22 protein-coding genes are annotated in these 23,585 nt (G+C 67.6%); 7 read left to right on the top strand and 15 right to left on the bottom strand.

The features are described from left to right. Nucleotides 1-27: 27 nt before the first annotated feature. The 4 genes from RJ1_RS20790 to RJ1_RS20775 all read right to left on the bottom strand — a co-directional run bounded on the left by RJ1_RS20790 (nucleotide 28) and on the right by RJ1_RS20775 (nucleotide 5,382). Nucleotides 28-1,236, bottom strand: a complete 1,209-nt coding sequence (locus RJ1_RS20790; protein ID WP_073363444.1) for a serine hydrolase domain-containing protein — start codon at nucleotides 1,234-1,236, stop codon at nucleotides 28-30. Nucleotides 1,237-1,402: 166 nt separating this feature from the next. Continuing rightward, nucleotides 1,403-2,302, bottom strand: coding sequence for a restriction endonuclease (locus tag RJ1_RS20785; RefSeq protein WP_073363442.1), 900 nt, complete (start codon nucleotides 2,300-2,302; stop codon nucleotides 1,403-1,405). Between the two features lie 42 nt (nucleotides 2,303-2,344). Further along, a complete protein-coding gene (locus RJ1_RS20780; RefSeq protein ID WP_073363439.1) occupies nucleotides 2,345-3,757 on the bottom strand; it encodes a chloride channel protein in 1,413 nt (470 codons plus the stop codon). Continuing rightward, the gene (locus RJ1_RS20775) at nucleotides 3,754-5,382 is read right to left on the bottom strand and encodes an amidohydrolase (RefSeq protein ID WP_073363436.1); all 1,629 of its coding nucleotides are present in this window, start codon (nucleotides 5,380-5,382) and stop codon (nucleotides 3,754-3,756) included. Before RJ1_RS20775 ends, RJ1_RS20780 begins: the two co-directional genes overlap by 4 nt. 139 nt (nucleotides 5,383-5,521) lie before the next feature. Here RJ1_RS20775 and RJ1_RS20770 point away from each other — a divergent pair, with 139 nt between their 5' ends. After that, on the top strand, nucleotides 5,522-6,652 hold the full coding sequence (locus RJ1_RS20770) for an NADH:flavin oxidoreductase (RefSeq protein WP_073363433.1): 1,131 nt from the start codon (nucleotides 5,522-5,524) through the stop codon (nucleotides 6,650-6,652). A gap of 9 nt (nucleotides 6,653-6,661) precedes the next feature. Here RJ1_RS20770 and RJ1_RS20765 read toward each other — a convergent pair whose 3' ends face one another. Continuing rightward, nucleotides 6,662-7,186 (bottom strand): OmpA family protein, encoded by a 525-nt coding sequence (locus RJ1_RS20765; protein ID WP_240319960.1) that lies wholly within the window; start codon nucleotides 7,184-7,186, stop codon nucleotides 6,662-6,664. A 346-nt stretch (nucleotides 7,187-7,532) separates the two neighbouring features. On the opposite strand from RJ1_RS20765, the gene RJ1_RS46795 reads away from it, so the two are divergent. Together RJ1_RS46795 and RJ1_RS20760 are read left to right on the top strand one after the other, a co-directional pair. Then, on the top strand, nucleotides 7,533-7,670 hold the full coding sequence (locus RJ1_RS46795) for a hypothetical protein (RefSeq protein ID WP_162850375.1): 138 nt from the start codon (nucleotides 7,533-7,535) through the stop codon (nucleotides 7,668-7,670). Nucleotides 7,671-8,004: 334 nt separating this feature from the next. Continuing rightward, nucleotides 8,005-9,249 (top strand): lipase family alpha/beta hydrolase, encoded by a 1,245-nt coding sequence (locus RJ1_RS20760; RefSeq protein WP_073363430.1) that lies wholly within the window; start codon nucleotides 8,005-8,007, stop codon nucleotides 9,247-9,249. 7 nt (nucleotides 9,250-9,256) lie between these two features. Here the strand turns inward: RJ1_RS20760 and RJ1_RS20755 are convergent, their stop codons facing one another. Then, nucleotides 9,257-10,027 carry a type II CAAX endopeptidase family protein gene (locus RJ1_RS20755; protein ID WP_073363427.1) on the bottom strand — a complete coding sequence of 257 codons (771 nt, stop codon included), beginning with the start codon at nucleotides 10,025-10,027 and terminating at the stop codon, nucleotides 9,257-9,259. Between the two features lie 166 nt (nucleotides 10,028-10,193). Here RJ1_RS20755 and RJ1_RS20750 point away from each other — a divergent pair, with 166 nt between their 5' ends. Next, the gene (locus tag RJ1_RS20750; protein WP_073363424.1) at nucleotides 10,194-11,891 is read left to right on the top strand and encodes a fumarate hydratase; all 1,698 of its coding nucleotides are present in this window, start codon (nucleotides 10,194-10,196) and stop codon (nucleotides 11,889-11,891) included. A gap of 60 nt (nucleotides 11,892-11,951) precedes the next feature. Here the strand turns inward: RJ1_RS20750 and RJ1_RS20745 are convergent, their stop codons facing one another. Next, nucleotides 11,952-12,620, bottom strand: coding sequence for a L,D-transpeptidase family protein (locus RJ1_RS20745; RefSeq protein WP_073363421.1), 669 nt, complete (start codon nucleotides 12,618-12,620; stop codon nucleotides 11,952-11,954). A 50-nt stretch (nucleotides 12,621-12,670) separates the two neighbouring features. Next, the gene (locus tag RJ1_RS20740; RefSeq protein ID WP_073363418.1) at nucleotides 12,671-13,480 is read right to left on the bottom strand and encodes a class I SAM-dependent methyltransferase; all 810 of its coding nucleotides are present in this window, start codon (nucleotides 13,478-13,480) and stop codon (nucleotides 12,671-12,673) included. A gap of 131 nt (nucleotides 13,481-13,611) precedes the next feature. Between RJ1_RS20740 and RJ1_RS20735 the strand changes: the two genes are divergently transcribed. Further along, nucleotides 13,612-15,006 carry an acyl-CoA dehydrogenase family protein gene (locus tag RJ1_RS20735; RefSeq protein ID WP_073363415.1) on the top strand — a complete coding sequence of 465 codons (1,395 nt, stop codon included), beginning with the start codon at nucleotides 13,612-13,614 and terminating at the stop codon, nucleotides 15,004-15,006. Nucleotides 15,007-15,019: 13 nt separating this feature from the next. Here the strand turns inward: RJ1_RS20735 and RJ1_RS20730 are convergent, their stop codons facing one another. From RJ1_RS20730 to RJ1_RS20710, 5 genes are all read right to left on the bottom strand, one after another. Beyond that, entirely contained in the window at nucleotides 15,020-15,370 is a 351-nt protein-coding gene (locus RJ1_RS20730; protein ID WP_073363412.1) for a hypothetical protein, read from the bottom strand. Between the two features lie 25 nt (nucleotides 15,371-15,395). Further along, nucleotides 15,396-15,965 (bottom strand): mismatch-specific DNA-glycosylase, encoded by a 570-nt coding sequence (locus RJ1_RS20725; protein WP_073363410.1) that lies wholly within the window; start codon nucleotides 15,963-15,965, stop codon nucleotides 15,396-15,398. Further along, nucleotides 15,962-16,951, bottom strand: coding sequence for an SDR family NAD(P)-dependent oxidoreductase (locus RJ1_RS20720; protein ID WP_073363407.1), 990 nt, complete (start codon nucleotides 16,949-16,951; stop codon nucleotides 15,962-15,964). The genes RJ1_RS20725 and RJ1_RS20720 overlap by 4 nt, the downstream gene beginning before the upstream one ends. A gap of 5 nt (nucleotides 16,952-16,956) precedes the next feature. Then, nucleotides 16,957-18,885, bottom strand: coding sequence for a molecular chaperone HtpG (htpG, locus tag RJ1_RS20715; RefSeq protein WP_073363592.1), 1,929 nt, complete (start codon nucleotides 18,883-18,885; stop codon nucleotides 16,957-16,959). 76 nt (nucleotides 18,886-18,961) lie between these two features. Further along, nucleotides 18,962-19,654 carry a TetR/AcrR family transcriptional regulator gene (locus tag RJ1_RS20710; protein ID WP_073363405.1) on the bottom strand — a complete coding sequence of 231 codons (693 nt, stop codon included), beginning with the start codon at nucleotides 19,652-19,654 and terminating at the stop codon, nucleotides 18,962-18,964. 95 nt (nucleotides 19,655-19,749) lie between these two features. On the opposite strand from RJ1_RS20710, the gene RJ1_RS20705 reads away from it, so the two are divergent. Further along, the gene (locus RJ1_RS20705; protein ID WP_073363402.1) at nucleotides 19,750-20,709 is read left to right on the top strand and encodes an SDR family oxidoreductase; all 960 of its coding nucleotides are present in this window, start codon (nucleotides 19,750-19,752) and stop codon (nucleotides 20,707-20,709) included. Between the two features lie 9 nt (nucleotides 20,710-20,718). Here RJ1_RS20705 and RJ1_RS20700 read toward each other — a convergent pair whose 3' ends face one another. Next, on the bottom strand, nucleotides 20,719-20,931 hold the full coding sequence (locus RJ1_RS20700) for a DUF4287 domain-containing protein (protein ID WP_073363589.1): 213 nt from the start codon (nucleotides 20,929-20,931) through the stop codon (nucleotides 20,719-20,721). A gap of 418 nt (nucleotides 20,932-21,349) precedes the next feature. Between RJ1_RS20700 and RJ1_RS20690 the strand changes: the two genes are divergently transcribed. Then, nucleotides 21,350-23,005 carry an alkaline phosphatase D family protein gene (locus RJ1_RS20690; protein WP_073363396.1) on the top strand — a complete coding sequence of 552 codons (1,656 nt, stop codon included), beginning with the start codon at nucleotides 21,350-21,352 and terminating at the stop codon, nucleotides 23,003-23,005. On the opposite strand, the gene RJ1_RS20685 is transcribed toward RJ1_RS20690, so the two are convergent. After that, a complete protein-coding gene (locus RJ1_RS20685) occupies nucleotides 23,002-23,469 on the bottom strand; it encodes an SRPBCC family protein (RefSeq protein WP_073363394.1) in 468 nt (155 codons plus the stop codon). The genes RJ1_RS20690 and RJ1_RS20685 overlap by 4 nt on opposite strands. Nucleotides 23,470-23,585: the final 116 nt, after the last annotated feature.

Genomic DNA, 23,585 nt, shown 5'->3' with positions numbered 1-23,585 from the left:
GTCCCGCCGGCCGGCGGACGCGCTCGGCTACAGGCTCGAGGCGAGGGCCAGTGCCGTGGAACCCAGCTTCGGCAGGCGCAGATCGGCGATGGGGGTCAGCATGTTGCCGAGCCGGTTGGTGACGAACGCGATCGACAACCCGGTGTCCGCATCGGCGAACGCGCCGGACCCACCCAAACCGTAGTGCCCGAAAGTATTCGACGGCTGCCTGCGCCGCGCCACCATCCCCGCGTGGTAGCCGAGCCGCCAGTTCATCGGAATGCCCAGGACGTAATCGCGGGCCGTGGTCTGCACCTCGCTGAGCTGCGCCACGATCTCCGGCTGCAGGAACTCCACACCGCCGACGGTTCCGCCGTTCGCCAGCGCCCCGTACATCCGCGCCAATGCCCGGGCGCTGAACACGCCGTTCCACCCCGGCATCACGCTGTCGTGGATCGCGGGGTTGCGAACCAGGGCGTCGAAACCGGCGGGCATGCCGGCGTCGGCCACGTTGCGCAGCCCGGGCAGCCGCGACATCGCGAACGACGTGGCTCCCCACGGAACGCCGAAGGGGTTGATGTGCGGGAAGGTCCTGGCGATCCGGTCACGCTCGGGCAGCGGCACCTCGTACCAGAACTCCTTCACCCCGAGCGGCTCGGCGACCTCGGTCCGCACGAGGTCCGTGAACGGTGTTCCGGCCGCGCGGGACGTCAGTTCGGCGACGAGCGAACCGAATGTCACCGCGTGGTACCCGGGGACCTTCAGCCGCCGCCGGTCGGGGGTCGCGGCGGCCAGCGCGGCGCTGACCAGCGAATGGTCCATCAGGCTCAGCGGGCCGGGCACGAGCCCGCGAACCCGGTGGAGGCCCGCACGGTGCGACAGCAGCTCGCGAACCGTGATCTCGTCCTTGCCCTCGGCGGCGAACTCGGGCCAGTACCGCGCCACCGGCGCGTCGTACTCGATGATCCCGCGACCCGCGAGTCGGTGCAGAACGGTGGACGCGACGCCCTTGCCGGTGGAGAACGTGAGGGTGACGGTGTCGTGCTGCCAGAAGGTGTCGCGGCTCGACCACCCTGCCCATACGTCGACGACGGGTTCGCCGTGCAGATAGACGGCCAGCGCGCCGCCGCCCTGACTGCTGTCGTGGAAGAGTCCGAAGAACTGGTCGACGAGCATCCCGAACCGCCGGTCCGCGAGCATCCCTGCCGGCGGCCGTGCCCCGTGACCCTTCAACGGCCACGGCGTCGTGGTCGTCATATCGACTTCCCTCGGTCGTCTTTCACATCAATGACATGTGCATTTAACTTCCTCTTTACACATGCAGAGACGACGCTGGCACCGCTTCAGAGCCTGTGTGATCGCTTCGTGGCCATACCGCAACGGGAAAGTGCGTCCCCGCACCGGGGAGGTGACACGTTGCTGATCATTTCGGTTCCAGCGAGTGGAAGTAGTCCGACCGCACCTCGACGTCTTCGACGAGACGCGTGGTGGTCTGGACACCCAGCGAATGCTCCTTCAGCAGGTCGCACAGCCGGTCGCCGTCGATGAGATCGATCGGCGGCGCGCCGTCCCGCTTGGACTCCGTCCGGGCGTCGCCGGTGAAGGTCCCGGTGGTGATGAGCAGGCCCTTTTCACCGCGGCCCGCCATCGCCCCACGGAAGTCACGCACCGCCCCGGCGCCGACGCTTCCGCTGTAGCGCTTGCACTGGAAGAACACCGGGAAACTGAGCAACGACAACTGGTACACCCCCAGACCCTCGATGTCTCCGTCGCCGCCGCGACCGGTGACGGATGCGCTGGAGAAGCCGGCTTCCCGCAGTAACCGCTGGGTCAGGCGCTCGAACGCGGGCGGCGACATCTTCAGGACCGTGTCGAGCAGGAGGTCCTTCCAGTCCGCGTCGTTCTCGGCCTCGGCGATGTTCGCATCCGGCTCGTCGTTTCTGCGCGACGCGGCCTTCGCCGACTTGCGGGCGGCGTTCTTCTTCCGATTCTCGGCGGAGAACTCGGCGTGCAGGGGGCGGATCTCGGTCTCGGCGACCTCGCGGCCCTTCTCCGTCACACTCCACACCCCGCGCCGGCTGTTCGTGAGCAGACCCATCCCCTTGAGGTAGGTGCGCGCCCACGCCAACCGGTACTCGATCTCGGTGCTGGGGCCGTCTCCGTGCAGCACACCCTGAACGTCGGACGAAAGTCCTTCTCGCTCAACGACGGCGCTGTCGAGCTCCTCGTTGGACGCCGAACCACCGAGAGCAATGGCAGCCTGAAGCGCTGGCCACAGGAGGTCGACGTACTGAGGAACGTGAACAGTCATGGCCACAAGCATGCCGGAATCGACCGGGCCGTCCGCACACGGACCCCGATCCGATCATCCCGGGGAACCGTGGGCGAGCCGCGCCGCCGCACGGTTCTCGAGCTGTGCGCGGTATATGGTCTTCCCCGATCGGCGCACGATGAGATAGGCGAGCCCGACCGCGATCATCCCCGGCACGAGGACGCCGACGCTTCCCGTCATCTCCGCGACCATCAGCATGACCGCGAGCGGAGCGCGGGCGATGCTGCCGAAACAGGCCATCATTCCGACGATGACGAAGGGCGCCGGGTTGTCGGGGACGGCCGGCGCGATCGGTTCCAGCACGCGCCACACCGCGGCGCCGGTGAACGCCCCGATCACCATCCCCGGTCCGAAGATGCCGCCGGACCCACCCGAGCCGATCGACAGCGACGTCGCGAGGATCTTCGCGAACGGCAGCAACAGAACCACCCAGAGTGGGATGTCCGTGAGGGCGCCGCGGGCCATCGACTGCTGGATCCAGCCGTATCCGCTGCCCAGCACCTCCGGCAACACGAGCGCCATCAGTCCGACGAGCAGCCCGCCGACCGCGGGTTTGACGATCCGGCTGCCGGGCAGCCGGTGGGTGAGATCGACGGCCGTGTAGAACGTCCCGCTGTACAGCAGGCCGATCAGGCCGGCCAGCACACCGATGAGCGCGAACCACACCAACTGGACCGGAGTGTCGAAGACGTAGTCCTGCGCGGCGTACCCGAACAGCGGACCGAAACCGAGGAAGCTGCCGAAGACGGTGTAGCTGACGATCGACGTGACCAACGCCGGCACGAGGATCTCGAAGTCGAAGTCCTCCTTGTACGGAATGGTGCAGCACAGCACCGCGCCGCCGAGCGGGGCGCCGAAGATCGCGCCGATGCCGGAGCCGATCCCGATCGCCACCGCGATTCTGCCGTCCCGGGACGACAGGTCGAGCCTGCGGGCGAGGAGCGATCCGAAACCCGCCGAGATCTGCGCGGTCGGCCCTTCGCGGCCGCCCGAACCGCCGGACCCGATGGTGATCGCGGAGGCAACCAACTTCACGAGGACGACGCGGACGCGAATCATGCGCGGGTCTCGGTGAACGGCTTCGATCGCCGCATCGGTGCCGTGCCCCTCGGCCTCAGGCGCCAGGGTGAACACGATGATCCCCGACACCAGACCACCGAGACACACCACCAGGGGAATCGCCCACGGTCGCGTGAACTCCCGGCTGCCGACCGCCCCGCCGTCACCCGCCGCGGTCGGCGGGTGGTAGCCGCCGATGCCGACGATCAGCAGTTGCGTCGCCTCCGACAGCGCGACGTAGAACACGACCGCTCCGAGTCCGGCGACGATCCCGATCACGACACCGAGAACCAGCCATTTGCGGGTATAACCCGAGGTGCGGATCCAGGTTCCCGCCGACGTCCCGATCGACCGCAGGGCCCGGGACCCGGGCGTCACCCGGATCACTCCAGCTTTCCGAAGACCGTCCGACCCTCCAGGATCGTGGCGAGCACTTCCAGGTCCGCGATGTCGTCGGGGTCCACCAGAAGCGGATTCGCCGACAGCACGACGAGATCGGCGTGCATGCCGGGGACGATCGCCCCGATGGCATCCTCGCTCTGCAGGTGCCACGCCGAGTTGATCGTCTCGGCGCGCAGGGCGTCGGGGACGGAGATCCGCTCCTCGGGTGCGAGCACCCGTCCCGACCGCGTGCGGCGGGTGACGGCGTCGGCGATGTTACGCAGCGGGTTGGTCGGGGTGACCGGGCCGTCGTTGTGGAACGAGATCCGCTGCCCCGCCGCGATCGCGGACGCGGCCGACGCCCACTTCGCTCCACGCTCGCCGAACAGGTCGTCGACGAGCACGTCGCCCCAGTAGTAGAGGTGGTCCACGAACATGCTGCACGTGACTCCGAGTTCGGTCGCCCGACGGAACTGGTCCGGCGTCATCGCACCGACGTGCTCGAGCCGGAGACGGTGATCCTCCCGCGGGATGTCGGCGAGCATCCGCTCCCACGCGCCCAGCACCATCGTGACGGCGTCGTCACCGTTCGCGTGACAGGAGATCTGCCAACCCTTCTCGAAGTACGGCCTGCTGATCTCGAGGACCTCGTCCTCCGTGTAGTTGGCCTTGCCGCGGGTGCCCGCGAGACCGAGCGACCGGGTGACGTCCGTGTCGAGGTACGGAAAACTGGTGGCCGCGTTGCCCACCCACGGCGAGCCGTCCGACCAGATCTTGATGCCCACCTGCCGCAGCAGGTCGTTGCCGACCCCCGGTGACACTTCGGAGGCGCGCTCCGGGTTCGACATCTCGTACAGCCGCAGTCGGGTGGTGAGCGCCCCGGATCGGGCGATCGCGGTGAGGGCGCCCCGGAACCGTGGGTCGAACGCCATCTCGCTGGCCGTCGTGATGCCGGCGGCGTTCATCCGCGCGCACTCGGCGGCGAGGAGTTCGGGCAACCGCTCGGTGGCACCGGCGAGGATCGTGGCGGCCACCGCCATCACGGCCGGGGCCTCGAATGCCGAACCGTCGAGTTCCCCCGACTCGTCGCGGCCGAAGCTGCCGCCCTCGGGGTCCGGCGTGTCCTTCGTCAGTCCGGACTCCCGCGCGGCGACGTCGTTGAAGTAGGCGACGTGACCGGTGTTGTGCAGGATCACCAGGGACGTGTCGGGGGCGACGGAATTGAGCCATTCGCGGGTCGGTTCGGGCAGCCCTCTCTGGAGCAGGGGGTCCCAGCCGTTGAGGACGGCGCCGTCGGGGTGTTCGTCGACGGCTCGGCGAACAGCATCGACCACGTCCGCCGGGTCGGCGATGGTGACCGGCCTGATGTCCACGACCGGTTCGCCGAGCAGCACCGCCGAGTTCAGCGGGTGGCCGTGCGCCTCGATGAAGCCCGGGAGTATGCATGCGCGGTGCACGTCCACGGTGATCGTGGCCGGTCCGATCAGCGGAAACACCGCGGCGTCGTTGCCGACGGCGGCGATCCGCCCGTCGCGTACCGCGACCGCCCGAGCGCGCGGGCCGGCGTCGTTCATGGTGACCACGTCACCGAACAGCACCAGATCGGCAGGTTTTGCGTCGTTCGTGCCCATCAGTGCACCCTCCCGTCAGACCGGGCGTCGGGCGAGAGCCCACGCGCCGGCAGCGAGTGTCGACTGTGACTTCAGATTACAACTACACAGCAGGTCATATGCAGGAATAGTGCGTAACCAAGATCAGTTACAGACAGGCATGACCGAAACACCGCTGCCCGTGGACGGCCTCTTCGAGCCGTTCGCCGTCAAATCCCTCCAGCTCCGCAATCGCTTCGCGATGGCACCCATGACCAGGGCTTTCTCCCCCGACGGCGTCCCCGGCGACGACGTGGCGGCGTACTACCGCCGGCGCGCAGCGGGTGGGGTCGGTCTCGTCATCACCGAGGGCACGTACATCCCCGACCCGGCCGCCGGATCACATACCCGCGTGCCCCTTCTGTACGGACAGGACAGTCTCGCGGGCTGGAAGTCGGTCGTGGACGCCGTCCACGACGAGGGCGGGCAGATCATCCCGCAGCTGTGGCATCTCGGCGTCGAACGCGGCCCGCAACCCCGTCTCAATCCCGACGTGACCACCGCAAGCCCGTCCGGAATCGCCCTCGACGGAACCCCGCTGGGACGCGCCTTCACCGAGTCCGATCTCGATGCGCTCCGCGAGGCGTGGGTCGCGGCCGCCGTCAACGCACGCGACGTGGGCTTCGACGGCATCGAACTGCACGGGGCCCACGGCTACCTGCTCGACCAGTTCCTGTGGGACCGCACCAACGTCCGCACCGACGGCTACGGCGGATCCGCCCTGGCCCGCACCCGGTTCCCCACCGAGGTGGTCGCCGCGATCCGTGAGGCCGTCGGCGAGGACTTCGCCATCGTCTACCGCTTCTCCCAGTGGAAGTCGAACCACTACGACTCGCGCATCGCGCAGACCCCCGACGAGCTGGCGGCCGTGCTCGCACCCCTCGTCGCCGCCGGCGTCGACGTACTGCACCCGTCCACCCGCAGGCACTGGGAACCGGCGTTCGCAGAACTCGCCGGCGACGACGGCGAACTGGGTCTGGCCGGGTGGACGAAGAAGCTCACCGGACTCCCGACCATCACCGTCGGCTCAGTGGGTCTCGACGAGGTGTTCACGACGGCCTTCACGTCCGACGGCGCCTCGAACACGGCCGGTATCGACCGCCTGCTCCGGCAGTACGAGAACGGCGAGTTCGATCTCGTCGCGGTGGGTCGCGCGCTGCTGTCCGATCCCGAGTGGGTCCTCAAGCTCCGCGACGGCAGAACCGCCGAGCACGTCCCCTTCACGAACGAGCACCGGGCGGTCCTGCACTGACCGTGCCGGTCAGCTGTCCTCGACGGTGATCTCCACCTGATCGGCGTTCACGCCTTCGGGCGGGTTCGCCGTTCCTTCGACGGAGATACGGCTCTTGTCGACGCCCTTGGCCTCGAGTGCGTTCGCGACGGCCTGGGCACGCTGATCGGCGAGCAGTTCGGCGGCGGCCTCGTCCGAGTTGGTGGCGTACGCCTCGATCTGGATGTTGTTGTCGCTGGCCTTCAGCGCGGCCGCCACCGCGCTGACGGTGACGTCGGAGATCGCGTTGAGCTCGGCGGTTCCCGACTCGAATCCGATGGGGACGGCCGAGATGGCCGAGTTGATCGCGTTCTGTGTGGCCTCACGGGCAGTGTTCACGGCGGACGACGCCGTGGCCTGGACACTGCTGATCGCGCCTTCCACCCGGTCGGACGCGGAAGAGGTCGTCGTGGTCGCGATCGGAGCCTCGTTCGAGCTGTCGTCGGAGCAGCCGGCCACACCGAGCACCGCGATGGCCGCGACAGCGACGCTGCTGACGATCGTCTTGCGAATCATGGATTCCCCTATACGTCGGTATGTCCGGAAAGCGCTACACGTCGTGGGACGAGGATAGCCCCGCCGCGCCCGCCGAAGGCTGGATTCGGGCACCGCCCGGGGCAGGATTCGGGCACCGCCCGGGACGAGATGCGGGCACTGTCCGATATCCCGCATCGTGAGATCCGGGGCATCCGATCCGAATTCGGACACGAGCTTCTCACCTGGGAGGAACCCGGAAATTCGTGCCGCGTTTCATTTTGGTTAATCGCTCCGATTGCGATCTCATTTCAATAACGGTAGGAATGAATCCGGCGCCCGCTCAGCGCCAACGTAAATGCCCACAACCGAGCAAGGAGTTAAAAGCATGGATCTCGCCTTCCTGTCCGAATTCTTCTCCGCCTTCTCCGATCTCGCCGGCGCCCTGGACTTCTTCTCGGGTTCCTCGGACGCGCTGGGCGGTGGCGCAGACGCGGCAACCGCGGCCGCAGCCACGCTTGGCTAGCATTTCCGCTGGCACAGGACTTGAACACCCGCGACGGGGTTCGCACGCTCAGGCGTGCGAGCCCCGTCGCGTTCGTGCCTGCGCCCCGCCTCCACCCCGGTCGGCAGCTTCATCGCATCACTATCACAATGTGATAACTAATAAAATGAACATGTTCATTGGCGCCTCACCTGCATTTTTCCCTATTTGGTCGGTCGACCAATACAGGCATTCACCGGAGAGCGCCCTCCCCGTTCATCGGTCATTAATTGCTGAAATAATCGGTCGCAGCGCACGTTCTCGACACCGACGTATCGCGCGCGCATCTCAGTGCACATGCGTACACTCAAATCTCGTGACCGACCCGCAGATCAGACGCCGCTCGGAAGTGCGGGCGCTCGCTCAGCTGGCGCTCGAGGAAATCGGGGGCGCCGCCGCCGGCATCGGCAGCATTCACCGCGCGATCTCCGACCGCGTCTTCGCCGGGATCCGGCTCGGTGTCGGCTCCCACGCCCTCCCCGCCAAGGCGCTCCACGACGAGATCTCCGGGGCCGTGTACGCACTGGTCGCCGACACCGCGCGCCTCGGCGGTTCCCTCGCGGGACAGTTGCTCGACCTCCCGTCGTCCGAGAACGTCGCGCCCTCGCAGACGCGCCGCGGCGCCCAGGCCATCGCCGCGATCCAGGGCCTGATCGGCGACGTTCTGGAATCCCAGGGGTCACCGCTCGCCGAACCCATGGCGATGCGAGTGAACAGTGTCGCGCTCATGCCGGATGCGGCGACGCTCGCCGACGCATTCCCGTACGCCGGCGGCCGCATCGTCGTCTTCCTGCACGGACTCGTGGAGACCGAGAGCGCCTGGGAACTGGGCGGCCGTGCCACCTACGGTGAGCGGCTCGGGACGGATCTGGGGTACACGGCGCTGCAGATCCGCTACAACTCCGGCCGCCACATCTCGGACAACGGCAGAAGCCTGTCCGAACTTCTGGACTCGGTCACCGATAACTGGCCGGTCGAGGTGGAGTCGATCGCACTCGTCGGGCATTCCATGGGCGGCCTCGTCGCCCGCAGCGCCTGCCGGGTCGCGTTCCTCGACGACCGTCCGTGGGTCGGTCGAGTGCGGCAAGTGGTGAGCCTCGGCTCTCCGCACCTCGGCGCCCCTCTGGAGCAGGCCGTGCACTACGCGAGCGCAGGCCTGGCGGCGCTGCCCGAGACGCGGGCCATCTCCGGGCTGCTACGCCGCAGAAGCGCGGGGATCCGCGATCTGAATCAGGGATCCCTCGTCGACGAGGACTGGCGCGACCGCGATCCCGACGCCCTCCGCGCCGCGGCATGCAGCGAGGTCCCGCTGCTCGACGGGGTGACGTACTGCTTCGTCTCCGCGACCATCACGCGCAGCCCGAAGCACCCGCTGGGCCGCCTGCTCGGCGACGGCATGGTGCTGGTGCCGAGCGCCTCGGGCCGCAGCAGGACGCGGATGCTCGGTTTCCGCGACGAGGACGGCATGCACCTCGCGCCCGCGAACCATTTCACGATGCTCAACCACGAGTCGGTGTACGAGAAGTTGCTCGAGTGGCTCGGTACGCCGGAAGTCGGCTGATCCGCGCTCAGGCCATGGTCGTGTGCCACACGACGGCGGCGGCGAGCGCACCCGCGCCGTTCAGCGACCAATGCAGCGCGATGGGAGCGATCAGGCTCCCGCTGCGGCGGCGCAGCCACGTGAACACGACGCCTGCGGCCGCGGTGGCAACCACCGCCGCGGCGATTCCGAGGACCTGCCCGAGCACGCCGCCACCCAGGAAGCTGGACAGCCCTTTGTTCCCGGACGTCAGCCCCAGCGACGACGCGATGTGCCAGAGACCGAACATCAGCGATCCCGCAGCGAAGACGCCTCGTGCGCCGTACACGCGGTCCAGCGTGCCGTGAAGCACGCCGCGGAACGCGAGCTCTTCCGGGATGACGGTCTGCAACGGGATGACGATCATCGACGCGATGAGCGCACCGGAGATGGTCGCGTAGCGGTCGGCCATGAAGAAGGGGCGGGTGATCGGCAGGGCCGCGCCGATCGCCACGACGCCGATCACGAGCCCCATCGCCGCCAGCGCGTACAGCGAGCCCTTTCGCCAGTGCCGGGGCGAGAGCCCGAGTTCTGCCCACCCGAGTCCGCGGCGACGCGTGAGCACCAGCAGCACGACAGCGGCGATGGGAACGGTCGCGATGCTGGCCCATGCGGTGGTGAAATGGGCGATCAGGTTGGTCGCCGCGAGGACGACCACCACGATCGCGATGTCGAGGTAGGCGTGCAGCACGGGCCGCCTGGCACGTGCACCGTCCTTCTCGAGGTCGACAGGTCCGGCGTACTCGGCTTCCAGGGTCATTCGGCCCACCGATCTCGTTCGTGTTCGCGCATCCAGTCAAGTGTACGGATTTGTTTGTGAAAACCCTGTGACAGCCGCCACAACACGGCCCCCGGCCTCCGCCGCCTCACGTACCCGCGTCTAGCCTGAAGACGAACTTCACACATCCCGCTGTCCAGGAGATAGAATGGCCGACTTCCTCTACGAGGACTTGCTGCCGATCGGTGCGGACCCCACCGAATATCGGCTGCTGACCACCGAGGGGGTGTCGACTGTCGAAGGACCCGACGGCCGCACCTTCCTGTCCGTCGAGCCCGAGGCGCTGCGCCTGCTCACCGAGACCGCGCTCCACGACATCTCGCATTACCTGCGCAGCGATCATCTGACGCAGCTCGCGAGCATCCTCGACGATCCGGAAGCGTCGAACAACGACAAGTTCGTGGCACTGGATCTCCTCAAGAACGCCAACATCTCCGCGGCCGGCGTACTGCCGATGTGCCAGGACACCGGTACCGCGATCGTGATGGGTAAGCGCGGTCAGCACGTCCTCACTCCCGGCGACGACGAGAAGGCCATCGCTCGGGGTGTGTACGACGCCTACACGCGGCTCAACCTGCGGTACTCGCAGAACGCGCCGATCACGATGTGGGAAGAGAAGAACACCGGCAGCAACCTTCCGGCCCAGATCGAGCTGTACGCCGACACGGCGGCCGGCCACGAGAACGCCTACAAGTTCCTGTACATGGCCAAGGGCGGCGGCAGCGCCAACAAGTCGTACCTGTTCCAGGAGACCAAGGCGATCCTGAACCCGGACGGCATGATGCGGTTCCTCGAGGAGAAGATCCGCGCCCTCGGCACCGCGGCCTGCCCGCCGTACCACCTCGCGATCGTCGTCGGCGGCACGTCGGCGGAGTTCGCGCTCAAGACGGCGAAGTACGCGTCGGCGCACTACCTCGACGAGCTCCCCAATGAGGGCGCGATCACCGGCCGCGGGTTCCGCGACCTGGATCTCGAGGAGAAGGTGCTCGAGCTGACCCGTCAGATCGGCATCGGCGCACAGTTCGGCGGCAAGTACTTCTGCCACGACGTCCGGGTGATCCGACTCCCCCGCCACGGCGCCTCCCTCCCCGTCGCCCTCGCGGTGTCCTGCTCGGCTGACCGCCAGGCCAAGGCGAAGATCACCCCCGAGGGCGTCTTCCTCGAGCAGCTCGAGTTCAACCCCGGCAAGTACCTCCCCGAGGTCACCGACGCCCAACTCGACGCCGAGACCGACGGCGTCTCCGGCACCGGCAAGGGTGCGGCCGTGAAGATCGACCTCACCAAGCCGATGCCCGAGATCCTCGCCGAGCTGTCGAAGCACCCGGTGAAGACGCGGCTGTCGCTCACCGGCCCGCTCGTCGTCGCGCGCGACATCGCCCACGCCAAGATCAAGGAACGGCTCGACGCCGGCGAGGAGATGCCGCAGTACCTCAAGGACCACCCGGTGTACTACGCCGGTCCGGCCAAGACTCCCGACGGCATGGCGTCCGGTTCCTTCGGGCCCACCACCGCCGGTCGCATGGACTCCTACGTGGAGCAGTTCCAGGCTGCGGGCGGCTCCATGGTGATGCTCGCGAAGGGCAACCGCTCCAAGCAGGTCACCGACGCCTGCAAGTCGTACGGCGGCTTCTACCTCGGGTCCATCGGCGGTCCCGCGGCGCGTCTCGCCCTCGACTGCATCAAGAAGGTCGAGATCGTCGAGTACGAAGAGCTCGGCATGGAAGCGGTCTGGAAGATCGAGGTCGAGGACTTCCCCGCGTTCATCGTGGTCGACGACAAGGGCGAGGACTTCTTCGCCGGCGTCTCCACACCCACCCTCACCATCGGGAAGCGTCCCGGCCTGTAGGCGGCTTCGCCGCCCGTGAGTGGTTGAGGAGTCTCTGGACTCGTCAACCACTCACGGGCGCTACGCGCCTACGGCGATCTCGATCACCGGGCGCTTCGCCGGGTCGAGCCGGCCGAGGAGTGCGACCAGCGTGTCGCGGTCGGTCGCGACGCAGCCCTCGGTGGTGGTGCCGTCGGTGACGTGCAGGAACATCGCCGAACCCGCTCCGGGAATCCGGGCGGCGTTGTGGCCGATCGCCACCGCGTAGTCGTACAGCGGCCCCGCTTCGTACAGGTTCTCGCTGTTACCGCCGGGGCTCGCGTCCTGACGGACGTGCGTGTTGTACGTCGGGGACAGCGGATTCGAATCCCACCAGTCGCGCCGGTCCGATTGGAAGTAGGGCATCGCCGTCGCCGGTGCGGACTGTCGGCCGAACGCCTGCGTCAGCGGGAAGACACCGGCCGGCGTGCGGGTCGAGAATTCGTCGGCCGCACCGATTCCTTCCGCGCCGACGTCGGCGGCGACGGGACCCGCGAACACCTGCCACGCGCCATCTGCGCCGCGTTCCCAGGCGGTCAGTGTGCCGGCCACCGCTCCGGCGGACGGGACGTGGACCGTGACCACCTGATCGGCGGCACCCGAGAAGACCGCTCCTTCCGGGGCCGCGGAGGCGACCGGAGCGAGCACCATCCCGCCCAAAGCCACCATCAGTCCCAGCACGCACAGTCGACCCACCCGCAACGTCGTCATGGGCCGAGTGTCCCATCCCGGGGCGGGCCTCGCGAGATGTTCGTACGGTCCTACACCCGGCAGAGGATCTCGCTGTGCAGGAGCGCGAACCAGCCGTCGCCCTCCTGCACCCACGCCCGCCACCCCGCCGCGATGCGTTCGAGGTCGTCCTGGGTGGCGAGTCCCAGTTCGAGTGCCCGGTCCGCGTAGGTGGACCGGAGCGTGCGGTCGGCCCAGGACCCACCCCACCACTCGCGATCCTCGTCGGCGGAGAAACACCACGTGCTCGCGGTGTTCACCACGTCGTCGAGACCCGCTTCGTGTGCCCACGCCCGCAGGCGCCTGCCCGCATCCGGTTCTCCGCCGTTCGCCCGTGCGATGTTCTTGTAGAGCGCCAACCACTCGTCGAGTTCCGGCGTCGCCGGAAACCAGGTGAAGGTGCCGTAGTCGGCATCGCGGGCGGCCACGAGTCCGCCGGGCCTGCACACCCGCTTCATCTCGCGCAGCGCCTGGACGGGATCCCCGACGTGTTGCAGTACCTGGTGTGCGTGCACCACGTCGAAGCTGTCGTCGGGAAAGTCGAGGGCGTGCGCATCCGACACGACGGTCTCGACGTTCGCGACGCTCCGCTTCGCGAATTCGTTCCTGGCCAGCGAGAGCGCCTCGTCGTTCATCTCGACGGCGGTGACGACTCCGGAGGCGAGGAGGCCCGCGAGGTCGGCGGTGATGGTGCCCGGCCCGCATCCGACGTCGAGCAGGGTCATGCCTTCGCGCAGGTGCGGGAGCAGATACGCGGCGGAGTTCTCCGCAGTCCGCCATCGGTGATTGCGCAGTACCGATTCGTCGTGGCCGTGGGTGTAGACCGTCTCCTCGCCGTTCATACCTCCGACGCTAGCAACCTGGACCAGACAATGGGATAGCGCTCTCACATGTCAGGATCCAACGATCGGGAGTCGCGGCAGCCTGTGAGTGTTACGTTGGTGCACAGCAACGCGGCAACCGAGGGACTGCCATGACTTTCAGCCTCGCACTCACTCCGGCTCAGCGGGATCTCGTCGAACGGACGCACACCTTCGCGGAGAACGTGATCCGCCCGGTGGCGGCCGAGCACGACCGCGCGCAGGAGTTTCCGTGGGACGTTCTCGAGAAGGCCGCGGAGGAGGGCTTCTACAGTCCGCTGTTCTACCGCGACCTCATCGGCGACCCGACCGGCCTGTCCCTCCCCCTGTTCATGGAGGAGCTGTTCTGGGGTTGCGCCGGAATCGGGCTCGCCGTCGTGATGCCCGCCCTGGCGTTGTCGTCGATCGGGCAGGCCGCGACGCCGGAGCAGATGCTGCGCTGGGCACCCGAATGCTTCGGCGAGCCCGGCAACCTGAAACTCGCCGCGCTGTGCATCTCGGAACCGGAGGGCGGCAGCGACGTCCGCAATCTGCGGACCACCGCGACCCGCGACGGCGACGAGTGGGTGATCGAAGGGCACAAGATGTGGATCGGCAACGGGGGTATCGCCGACGTGCACGTCGTGAACGCCACCGTCGACCCGGACCTGGGCCATCGCGGGCAGGCGCTGTTCGTGGTACCCGGCGGAAGTCCGGGAATCGAACTCGTGCGCAAGCTCGACAAACTGGGCTGCCGCGCGTCGCACACGGCGGAGCTGAAGTTCCATCAGGTGCGGGTACCGACGGACCATCTGCTCGGCGGCGACGACAAGTTGCAGAACCGCATGAGGAAGGCCCGCGAGGTGCAGGAGGAGGTGGCGATGGGCGCCCCGCGACGGAAATCGGCGACGCTCGGCACGTTCGAGCAGACACGTCCGATGGTGGCGGCTCAGGCGCTGGGGATCGCCCGCGCCGCACTCGAGTACGCCACCGAATACGCGAATCGCCGAGAGGCGTTCGGCGGTCCCATCATCGACAACCAGGGCATCGCGTTTCCCCTGGCGGACCTCGCGACCCAGATCGACGCCGCGCGACTGCTCACGTGGCGGGCGTCATGGATGGCGGCGACTGGCGTCGAATTCCGGCACGGTGAGGGCTCGATGGCGAAACTCGCGGCGTCGGAGGTCGCAGTGAAGACCACCGAACGCGCACTGCAGACGATGGGCGGCTGGGGCTACATCAGCGACCACCCCGTCGAGAAGTGGTACCGGGACGCCAAGCTGTACACCATCTTCGAGGGCACCAGCGAGATTCAGCGGATGGTGATCGGGCGCGCTCTCGGTGCCGCGGACGGCGCTCCGCCTCTCCACTTCGATCAGCCGACGGAAGGGTCCGCCTTCAACCGGCTATTCGGCCGGGGCACCTCCGTGCGCACGAAAGCGGGCGAGTTCGCGATGTCGATGAAGGACCGGATGCCCGAGTCCGCACAGCGGCTCGCGATGAAAATCCTTGCCCCGCCCAAGAAGTGAGACTTCGGCGCGATCAGGTCCAGAGAGCGGCCACCAGCACGGTGACGACGCCCAGTCCACCCACCACATGGACGAGGTTCCGGTTCCCCTGCCCCCTCTTCTGCTTGCCGCGGACGATCTCGGCGAGCGCGACCACCACCAGCGAGAGCACGAGTTTCACGCCGATCTTCACGTGGTTGTAGTCCTTGTCGAGTGCGGCCTCGCCGAGCCCGACCAGGATCAGTCCGGTCACGAATTGGAGCCGCGCTCCCCACACGATCACCTCGGAGATCCGCGGCGCCCCGAGCACGGCGAAGTAGCCGCCGACGAGGGCGGCCATACCGAGTAGATGGCAGACGAAGAGGAGGTTGTAGACGACGGTCATCTTCGCAGCCTAGCCACCAGTTCGGTCAGCCGGAAACGATGCCCGCGCGGGTCGCCGCCGCCCGGTACGAGGCGGCCAGGGTGGCGACGGTTTCGTGGGCGTTGAGCCCACTGGGATTGGGCACCAGCCACAGCTCCGCGCCCTCGAGATCGGCCGGTTGCCTCCCCTTCTTCGCCGCACGCTCCCCGAAAGCCGTGCGATAGGCCGTGATCCCGGCGACGGCGACCACCCGCGGAGCGGTGTCGCGAACCACGACGCGCAGGCGGTCGGCGCCGACGGCCAGTTCCTCGCCGGTCAACTCGTCGGCCTTCGCCGTGGCGCGCGGGGCCAGGTTGGTGATGCCGACACCCCTCTCGATCAGGTGATCACGATCGTCGTCCGACATGCCGGCCGTCGGATCGATCGCACGCTCGATGATCCCGGCGGCCAGCAGAGCCGGATAGAAACGGTTGCCCGGCCGCGCGAAATGCGCACCGGTCGCGGCCGTCCACAGTCCCGGGTTGATCCCGACGAACAGCAGCCGGCATCCCGGTCCGATGAGATCCGGGACCTCGGCGTCCCGGAACGACTCCAGTTCCGCCCGCGTGAAACTCACAACCGGCCGGCCTGCGTCAGCCCGGCAACGGTGTCGGCCAGCGTCTGCGCGGAATCGCGGTACTTCACACCCAGTTCGCTCTCGCTCGGCCCGTCGTCCGTGTCCGGCATCCGCGTGTAGTACTCCATCGCCGCCTCCGAGATGGGCGTGTCGAACGGGACGAACCGGTCCACCACGTCCACCAGCCTGCCCACCAGACGCAACGCGGTGTCCGGGACCGGAAGCACACCCATCCGTTTGCCGGTGATCACGCCCAGCATGTCGGCGACCCCGGCGATCGGAACCCGCGGACCGCCGAGCATGTACCGCCGGCCGCGGCGCCCCGGCTCCAGCAGGGCGGCGTGCGCGCTTGCCACTTCCCGGACGTCGACCATCGTCCACGCGGCGCTCCGGCCGGGGAGAAAGCGCAGACGCACAGCGGCCTCGACACCCTGGGCGGCCTCCCCGAACTGGTTTCCCGCGGGTGGGCCGACGACCATGCCCGGGTACGTGATGGCGATCGGCGCGCCGCCGGCCTGCAGGTCTCGTGCGTACTGCTCCACACGCGCCTTGCTCCGTCCGTACGCGTCGGGAGGTCCGCACACCGGCAGCTCCGGGGTGAGCACCCCGACCCCCGGCTGGAACAGGGCGGCGATGCTCGAGACGTACACGATCGGATCGAGGCCCATCTCGACCGCGGTACCCAGGACGTTCTGCGCGCCGGCGAGGTTGGTCTGCAGCATCTCGTCGGCCCGTCGCGGGTCGACCGCGACGACGGCTGCCGCGTGGATGACGGCGTCGCAGCCGTCCAGCGCACGCCGCACCGATTCGTCGTCGGTGATGTCACCGACGACGTGATCGGACGTGTCGAGTCCGAGGGCCGCCGCGCTGGTCACGAGGCGGGCCGGATCCCGCACGAGGAACCGCACCCGGTGGCCGGCGTCCACCGCCGCCTTCGCGCTCCACGCCCCGATGAAACCCGTTCCCCCCGTGACCAGTACCAGCAAGGGTTCTACACCGTCCTGGCGAGGCGGTTGGCGAGCATCGTGGTGAACCGGGCGGGATCGTCGAGTTCGCCGCCCTCGGCCAGCAACGCCATGCCGTACAGAAGTTCCGCGGTCTCCCCCAGCGCCGGATCCTCGTCGCGTTCGCCATGAGCGTCCCGCAGCCCGGAGACGAGCGGGTGGGTCGGGTTCAGCTCGAGAATCCGCTTCGTGGTGGGGACGGGCTGCCCCGACGCGCGGTACATCCGCTCGAGCGCCGGCGACATGCTGAAGGCGTCGCCGACGATGCAGGCCGGTGACGTGGTCAGCCGGGTGGAGAGCCGAACCTCCTTGACCTGCTCGCTCAACGCGTCGGCCATCCAGGAGAGCAGGCCTGCGAAGTCCTTCTCCTGCTCCTCCCGCTCCGACTCGTGCGCCTTCTTGTCTTCCTCGGTGTCGAGGTCGACCTCGCCCTTGGCGATCGACTGGAACGACTTCCCGTCGAACTCCGGAACGGCACCGACCCACATCTCGTCGACCGGGTCCGTCAGCAACAGCACCTCGAAGCCCTTCGCGCGGAAGGCCTCCATGTGCGGCGAGCTCTCCAGCAGCTGCCGGGAGTCGCCGGTGGCGTAGAAGATCTGCTCCTGGCCGTCCTTCATCCGTGCCACGTACTCTTCGAGCGAGGTCGGTTCCTCCTCGCTGTGCGTCGACGCGAACGACGAGATACCCAGCAGCGCATCCCGATTGTCGGTGTCCGACATCAGGCCTTCCTTGACCGCGCGGCCGAACTCCGCCCAGAACGTGCGGTAGTCGTCGGGCCGCTCCGCCTTCAGGTCCTTGATCGTGGTGAGGACCTTTTTCGTGAGCCTGCGCCGGATGGCGCGGATCTGCCGGTCCTGCTGGAGGATCTCCCGCGACACGTTGAGGGAGAGGTCCTGTGCGTCCACCACGCCCTTGACGAAGCGGAGGTATTCCGGCATCAGCTGGTCGCAGTCGTCCATGATGAAGACGCGCTTGACGTAGAGCTGCACACCCGTCTTGCCGTCCCGCATGAACAGGTCGAACGGCGCATGCGAGGGGATGAACAGCAGGGCCTGGAACTCGAACGTGCCCTCCGCCTTCATCGGGATGACCTCGAGCGGCTCGTCCCAGGCGTGGGCGATGTGCTTGTAGAACTCCTTGTACTCGTCCTCGGAGACATCGTCCTTCGAGCGCGCCCACAGCGCCTTCATCGAGTTGATCGTCTCGGACGTCGTCGTGACCTCGTCCTCGCCCTCGCCCTCCGCGGGGACTCTGCGTTCGACGTCCATCCGGATCGGCCACGCGATGAAGTCGGAATAGCGCTTGACGAGTTCCCTGATCTTCCGTTCCGACGTGTAGTCGTGGAGGTGATCTTCGGCGTCCTCGGGCTTGAGGTGCAGCGTGACGGAACTGCCCTGCGGCGCGTCCTCGACCGCTTCGATCGTGTACGTCGCCTCGCCGCTCGACTCCCAGCGCGTGGCCCCGCTCTCGCCGGCCTTGCGCGTCAGCAGGGTCACCTTGTCGGCGACCATGAACGTCGAGTAGAAGCCGATTCCGAACTGTCCGATCAGTTCCTCGGATGCGGCGGCGTCCTTCGCTTCGCGCAGTTTGCGGCGCAGATCCGCGGTGCCGGACTTGGCCAGCGTGCCGATCAGGTCGACGACCTCCTCGTGCGACATGCCGATGCCGTTGTCACGGATGGTGAGTGTGCGGTTGTCCGCGTCGACCTCGATCTCGATGTGCAGATCCGACGTGTCGACGTCGAGGTCCTTGTTGCGGAACGCTTCGAGCCGCAACTTGTCCAGCGCGTCCGAGGCGTTGGAGATGAGCTCCCGCAGGAACGAGTCCTTGCTGGAGTACACCGAGTGGATCATGAGGTCCAGGAGCTGGCGGGTCTCCGCCTGGAACTCCAGTTGTTCGATATTCGTGCTCATTTCGATTCCCTTCGACAGCAGAACCCTCGACACCAGATTCGTCGTCGGAATGATAGCCCGCGGCCGCAGACCGGATTCATTGCGGCGACAGGTCCGGATCCCGGTGCGCGAGGCCGGCGAGAACGGTCGCGATCATCTCCCGGACCGCGGTCTCGAAGTTCAGTTTCATCGCGGCCAGTTCCGGGTCGGCGGCGTAGGCCGCCGCCATTCCGGGCGAGGGTTGCGACGCCGCCCACACCCCGCCGACGAGGACGTTCACCGTCCCGACGAACAACGGCGCGCCCGACGCGGACAGTCCCCCGACGAAAGGTCCGACGAGTTCCGCCAGCCGCACACTGTTCGCGATCGCCGCGTGTTTGTATTCCGCCGCGACGTCGGCGGAGACGTTGTGTTCGAGCACCCCGGCGGCGGAACCGCAGAGATCGCAGAACGCGGGACGCGCGGCGACGGTCTTCGCGATCCTGGCGGCAACGAGTTCCGTGCCGGCCGCGGTGCCGGCCGGTGGGTTCCCGAGCGCCTCCTCGAGGTCGCCCAGCCATTCCCGGGTCTCACGGTCGAGCAGTTCCAGCAGCACAGCCTCGCGGGATTCGAAGTAGCGCAGCACGTTGGACTTCGCCAGCCCGACCCGGCGGGACAGCTCGTTGAGGCTGAGCGAGGCGACGCGCATCTCGTCGAGCATGGCCCGTGCGACGTCGAGGATGGCTTCCCGTCGCTGCGCGCGTTGCTCGTCGCTGTGCGCGCGTCGAAACGCCTTCGGTGCCTCTGACATGCGAATTCTCTCCTCACCCTTGCAATAGACCGACGGTCTGTTAATCTCGGAAGCGGAACAGACCACCGGTCTATTACTACTCTCAGGAGCCGACAATGTACAAAGTTCCCGACCAGTCCGGCCGCCGTGTCGTCGTCACCGGCGCCAACAGCGGAACCGGCAAGGAAGCGACGAAACGCCTCGCCGCGGCAGGCGCACACGTCGTGATGGCCGTCCGCACCCCGGAGAAGGGCGGGGTGGCGCGCGCCGAGATCCTGCGGGAGGTGCCCGGCGCCGAACTCGAGGTCCGGCGCATCGACCTCGCCGACCTGTCCTCGATCCACTCGTTCGTCGACGGCCTCATTGCGGACGGGCGGCCGATCGACACCCTGATCAACAACGCCGGCGTGATGGCACCCCCGAAGCGGTTCGAGACGCCCGACGGATTCGAGTTGCAATTCGGAAGCAACTTCCTCGGACCGTTCGCACTGACCAACCTCCTTCTGCCGGTGCTGCTGAACTCCGGCGCTCCCCGTGTCGCCACCATGTCGAGCGGCACCGCCAACTTCGGGCGCATCAACTTCAAGGACCTGCAGTCAACCGGGAACTACAGCCCCTTCCGGGCCTACGCGCAGTCGAAACTCGCGGACATGCTGATGGCGCAGCACCTCGCCGCGGTCGCCGCCGACCAGCGATGGAATCTGCTCAGCACCTACGCGCATCCCGGCTACACCCGCACCAACCTCCAGACGTCCGGCGCCAACCTCGGTCGCGAGAAGCCACGCCGCCGTCTTCTCGGCGATCGCACCCTGCTCCCCTCCCAGGACGTGACGCAGGGCACGGAGCCTCTGCTGTTCGCGGCTGCGAGCCCCGACGCCGTGCAGGGCGGGTACTACGGACCGGGTGGAAAGTTCGGACTCGTCGGACCCACGAAGAAGGTCGAACCGCCCCGCACGTCTCGCGGGGTCGATCTGGCGGCATCACTCTGGACCGTCGCCGAGACACTCACCGGAACCACGCTTGCCGGAACCACGCTTGCCGCGACGACTCCCCGGCCGGCGGGCGGCATCCGGTGACGCCCGCCGTCAGCCGGCGGCGTCTTCCTTCAGCGTGTGCGCCACCAGCGCGTTGGCATGACCGTGACCGAAGCCGTGCTCCGACTTCAGCCAGCTCACCAACTCCATGTGCTTGGTCAGCTCGGACGAACGGATGAGCGTCTGCCACTCACTGATCGGCCGACCGTACTTCTCCTCTATCGACGGGAAATAGGACGCGGGACCCTTCACTGCTTCAGCCATGCGCGGGAGACTACCGGCACCCGCCGACACATACTGTCCGACAAGCATCTTCGGGAGCGAGGGCACTCGGACACCGTCAAGCACACCGTCACCTCGCAAGGCGGTCCAGCAAGGTTGCATACCGGTCGCGGCCGTGCCGTGCGAGCGCTCGCACGCGTTCATCATGGATATGCGGTGCCGCAGCTTCGATGATCGCGCGCACCGCAGCCTCACGCTTGCCGACACCCTGCGCCTCGGCGAGGAACGTGAGCGCACACTCCTGCTCGTCAGTCGCAATATCAGGGCCATGCCGATCACGATACCGAGGTCGCAGACTTGATTATCTTTCCTCGCGCAGAAGCCTCCTCGCCGTCGCGCAGGGATCCGTAGGCTGATCGTATGTATCTGTCACGCGTGAATATTCCGGCAGGGTGACGTCGTGGCGGAGCTGATTCTGGGGCCACTGCTGAGACACGTCGGCACGCGCGATGCGACTCTCTGGGTCGAGACGTCCGAGGCGTGCATCGTCAGGGTTCTCGGCCACGAGGAACGTACGTGGAACGTGTCGGGCCACCACTATGCGCTCGTCGTCGTGGACGGCCTGGAGCCCGGATCGAGCACTCCGTACGAGGTGACCCTCGACGGCCGCCCGGTGTGGCCGTTGCCGAATGCGGTTCCGTCCCGGATCCGCACCCTCGACCAGGACGATGACACGCTCACGCTGGTGTTCGGGTCGTGCCGGTTCGCGACGATGTCCACGACGGAGGACAACCGGCATCTCGGCGCCGACGCCCTGGACGCGTACGCGGTGCGGATGGCCGAACAGTCGCCCGAGCAGTGGCCGGACGCCCTGCTGCTGCTCGGCGATCAGGTGTACGCCGACGAACTCTCCCCGGAGACGGAGGCTCGCGTCGCCGAGATCCACGACGTGAAGGAGCCACCGGGACCGCAGGTGCGGAATTTCGAGGAGTACACCTGGCTCTACGCCGAGTCGTGGTCGGACCCTCAGGTGCGCTGGCTGATGTCCACGGTGCCCACGTCGATGATCTTCGACGACCACGACGTGCGAGACGACTGGAACACGTCCGAGTCCTGGCGCGACGAACTCGAGGCCACGTCCTGGTGGGAGGAACGCATCGTGGGCGCACTGTCCTCGTACTGGGTCTATCAGCACCTCGGGAATCTTGCGCCGAGCGACCTGGCCGAAAACGAACTGTATCAACGGGTTCGGAAGGACGGCGGAGACGTCGAGCCGATGCTCCGCGAGTTCGCGTCCGCCGCCGACGAGGAAGCGGACGGGGCCAAGGGCACGCAATGGTCGTACCGCCGGGACCTCGGGGTCGCGAGACTCCTCGTCATCGACTCGCGGTGCGGTCGCGTCCTCGCCGGAGGTCGCCGCGAAATGGTGTCCGACCTCGAATTCTCATGGATCGAGAATCAGACCGAGGGCGACTACGACCATCTGCTCGTCGGAACGTCGCTGCCGTGGCTGCTGCCCCGCGCCCTGCACGACCTGGAATCCTGGAACGAACGCCTCGCCGGCGGATCGCGTGGCCCACGCGTCGCAGCCTGGGCCGAGAAGATCCGGCGGGGCGCAGACCTGGAGCACTGGGCGGCGTTTCGCGATTCGTTCGACCGCCTCGCCCGCCTATTCGCCGAGGTCGGACGGGGACATAGATCGGGTCCCGGCGGCCGGGCGCCGTCCACCATCTCGGTGCTGTCCGGCGACGTCCACCACGCGTACGCCGCGCAGGCGCACTACTCCGAGCCGGTGCAGTCACTCGTCTATCAGCTGACGTGCTCTCCCCTGCACAACTACGTTCCGGCTGCGATGAAAGTGACGTTCCGGATCTCGTGGCGTCGCGCCACCGAGAAGACGGTGCGTTTCATCCTCGGCCGGGTGTCGCGGGTGCCGCCCGTCCCGATCGACTGGTCCAAGCTCGCCGGACCGTTCTTCGGCGATCAGGTGGCGACGCTCCACCTGAAGGGGCGGGCCGCCCGCCTCGTGATGGAACAGGCCACCGACGGCGGCGACGGCACACCGCGATTCAGGACCATGACCGATCTCGAATTGACGACCGGGCAGGACCGCTAACGCTCCTCCGCCTCAGCCTTCAGCTGTGCGAGGCCCTTCTCGAAGTCCTTGCCCACCATCTTGTCCATCGGAAAGACGGCGCCGAGGATCTTGAAGAACCGGTTGGTCTTGCCGGTCATCTGCCAGCGGACGGTGGTCCCGGCGCTGTTCGGCTCGAGGAGGAACGTCGTGACGTTGTCCGCCTTGAACGGTTTGAGGAACTTCAGGTCCAGCACGACCTTCGAGCCGGGCACCGACTCGGTGATCACCATCGATCCCGCGCCCGCCTTGCGGTTGCCCTCCCAGGCGTAGGCGGCGCCGACGCCCGACTCCGGGCCGGTGTACGTGCGCTTCAGGTTCGGATCGACGTCTTCCCACGGCGACCACGACTGCCACTGCCGGAAGTTGTCGAGCAATGGCTGAACGACCTCGGGGCTCGCATCGATGACGGTGGAACGTTCGACGAGGAACTCGTCCGCTGCCATGTCGGTCTCCGTTCGGGTCTCGGGGGTCTGCGCACAGAAGATAACGCCTCACCGCCGGTCGCGCGCGCGGTATCGTCGGGGACGACCCATACGACAGTGCTGTGGTGGGGGAAGCC

The sequence above is a fragment of the Rhodococcus jostii NBRC 16295 genome (assembly GCF_001894825.1).
Taxonomy (GTDB): domain Bacteria; phylum Actinomycetota; class Actinomycetes; order Mycobacteriales; family Mycobacteriaceae; genus Rhodococcus_F; species Rhodococcus_F jostii.
The sequence above is the reverse complement of the archived record's forward strand: the minus strand, read 5'-3'. Positions and strand labels throughout refer to the sequence as shown.

What these genes read in the sequence shown, in the direction of transcription:
- RJ1_RS20790 (WP_073363444.1), bottom strand. Translation starts at nt 1,236, where the DNA reads ATGACGACCACGACGCCGTGGCCGTTGAAGGGTCACGGGGCACGGCCG.
- RJ1_RS20785 (WP_073363442.1), bottom strand. Translation starts at nt 2,302, where the DNA reads ATGCTTGTGGCCATGACTGTTCACGTTCCTCAGTACGTCGACCTCCTG.
- RJ1_RS20775 (WP_073363436.1), bottom strand. Translation starts at nt 5,382, where the DNA reads ATGGGCACGAACGACGCAAAACCTGCCGATCTGGTGCTGTTCGGTGAC.
- RJ1_RS20770 (WP_073363433.1), top strand. Translation starts at nt 5,522, where the DNA reads ATGACCGAAACACCGCTGCCCGTGGACGGCCTCTTCGAGCCGTTCGCC.
- RJ1_RS20765 (WP_240319960.1), bottom strand. Translation starts at nt 7,186, where the DNA reads ATGATTCGCAAGACGATCGTCAGCAGCGTCGCTGTCGCGGCCATCGCG.
- RJ1_RS46795 (WP_162850375.1), top strand. Translation starts at nt 7,533, where the DNA reads ATGGATCTCGCCTTCCTGTCCGAATTCTTCTCCGCCTTCTCCGATCTC.
- RJ1_RS20755 (WP_073363427.1), bottom strand. Translation starts at nt 10,027, where the DNA reads ATGACCCTGGAAGCCGAGTACGCCGGACCTGTCGACCTCGAGAAGGAC.
- RJ1_RS20750 (WP_073363424.1), top strand. Translation starts at nt 10,194, where the DNA reads ATGGCCGACTTCCTCTACGAGGACTTGCTGCCGATCGGTGCGGACCCC.
- RJ1_RS20745 (WP_073363421.1), bottom strand. Translation starts at nt 12,620, where the DNA reads ATGACGACGTTGCGGGTGGGTCGACTGTGCGTGCTGGGACTGATGGTG.
- RJ1_RS20740 (WP_073363418.1), bottom strand. Translation starts at nt 13,480, where the DNA reads ATGAACGGCGAGGAGACGGTCTACACCCACGGCCACGACGAATCGGTA.
- RJ1_RS20735 (WP_073363415.1), top strand. Translation starts at nt 13,612, where the DNA reads ATGACTTTCAGCCTCGCACTCACTCCGGCTCAGCGGGATCTCGTCGAA.
- RJ1_RS20730 (WP_073363412.1), bottom strand. Translation starts at nt 15,370, where the DNA reads ATGACCGTCGTCTACAACCTCCTCTTCGTCTGCCATCTACTCGGTATG.
- htpG (WP_073363592.1), bottom strand. Translation starts at nt 18,885, where the DNA reads ATGAGCACGAATATCGAACAACTGGAGTTCCAGGCGGAGACCCGCCAG.
- RJ1_RS20710 (WP_073363405.1), bottom strand. Translation starts at nt 19,654, where the DNA reads ATGTCAGAGGCACCGAAGGCGTTTCGACGCGCGCACAGCGACGAGCAA.
- RJ1_RS20705 (WP_073363402.1), top strand. Translation starts at nt 19,750, where the DNA reads ATGTACAAAGTTCCCGACCAGTCCGGCCGCCGTGTCGTCGTCACCGGC.
- RJ1_RS20700 (WP_073363589.1), bottom strand. Translation starts at nt 20,931, where the DNA reads ATGGCTGAAGCAGTGAAGGGTCCCGCGTCCTATTTCCCGTCGATAGAG.
- RJ1_RS20685 (WP_073363394.1), bottom strand. Translation starts at nt 23,469, where the DNA reads ATGGCAGCGGACGAGTTCCTCGTCGAACGTTCCACCGTCATCGATGCG.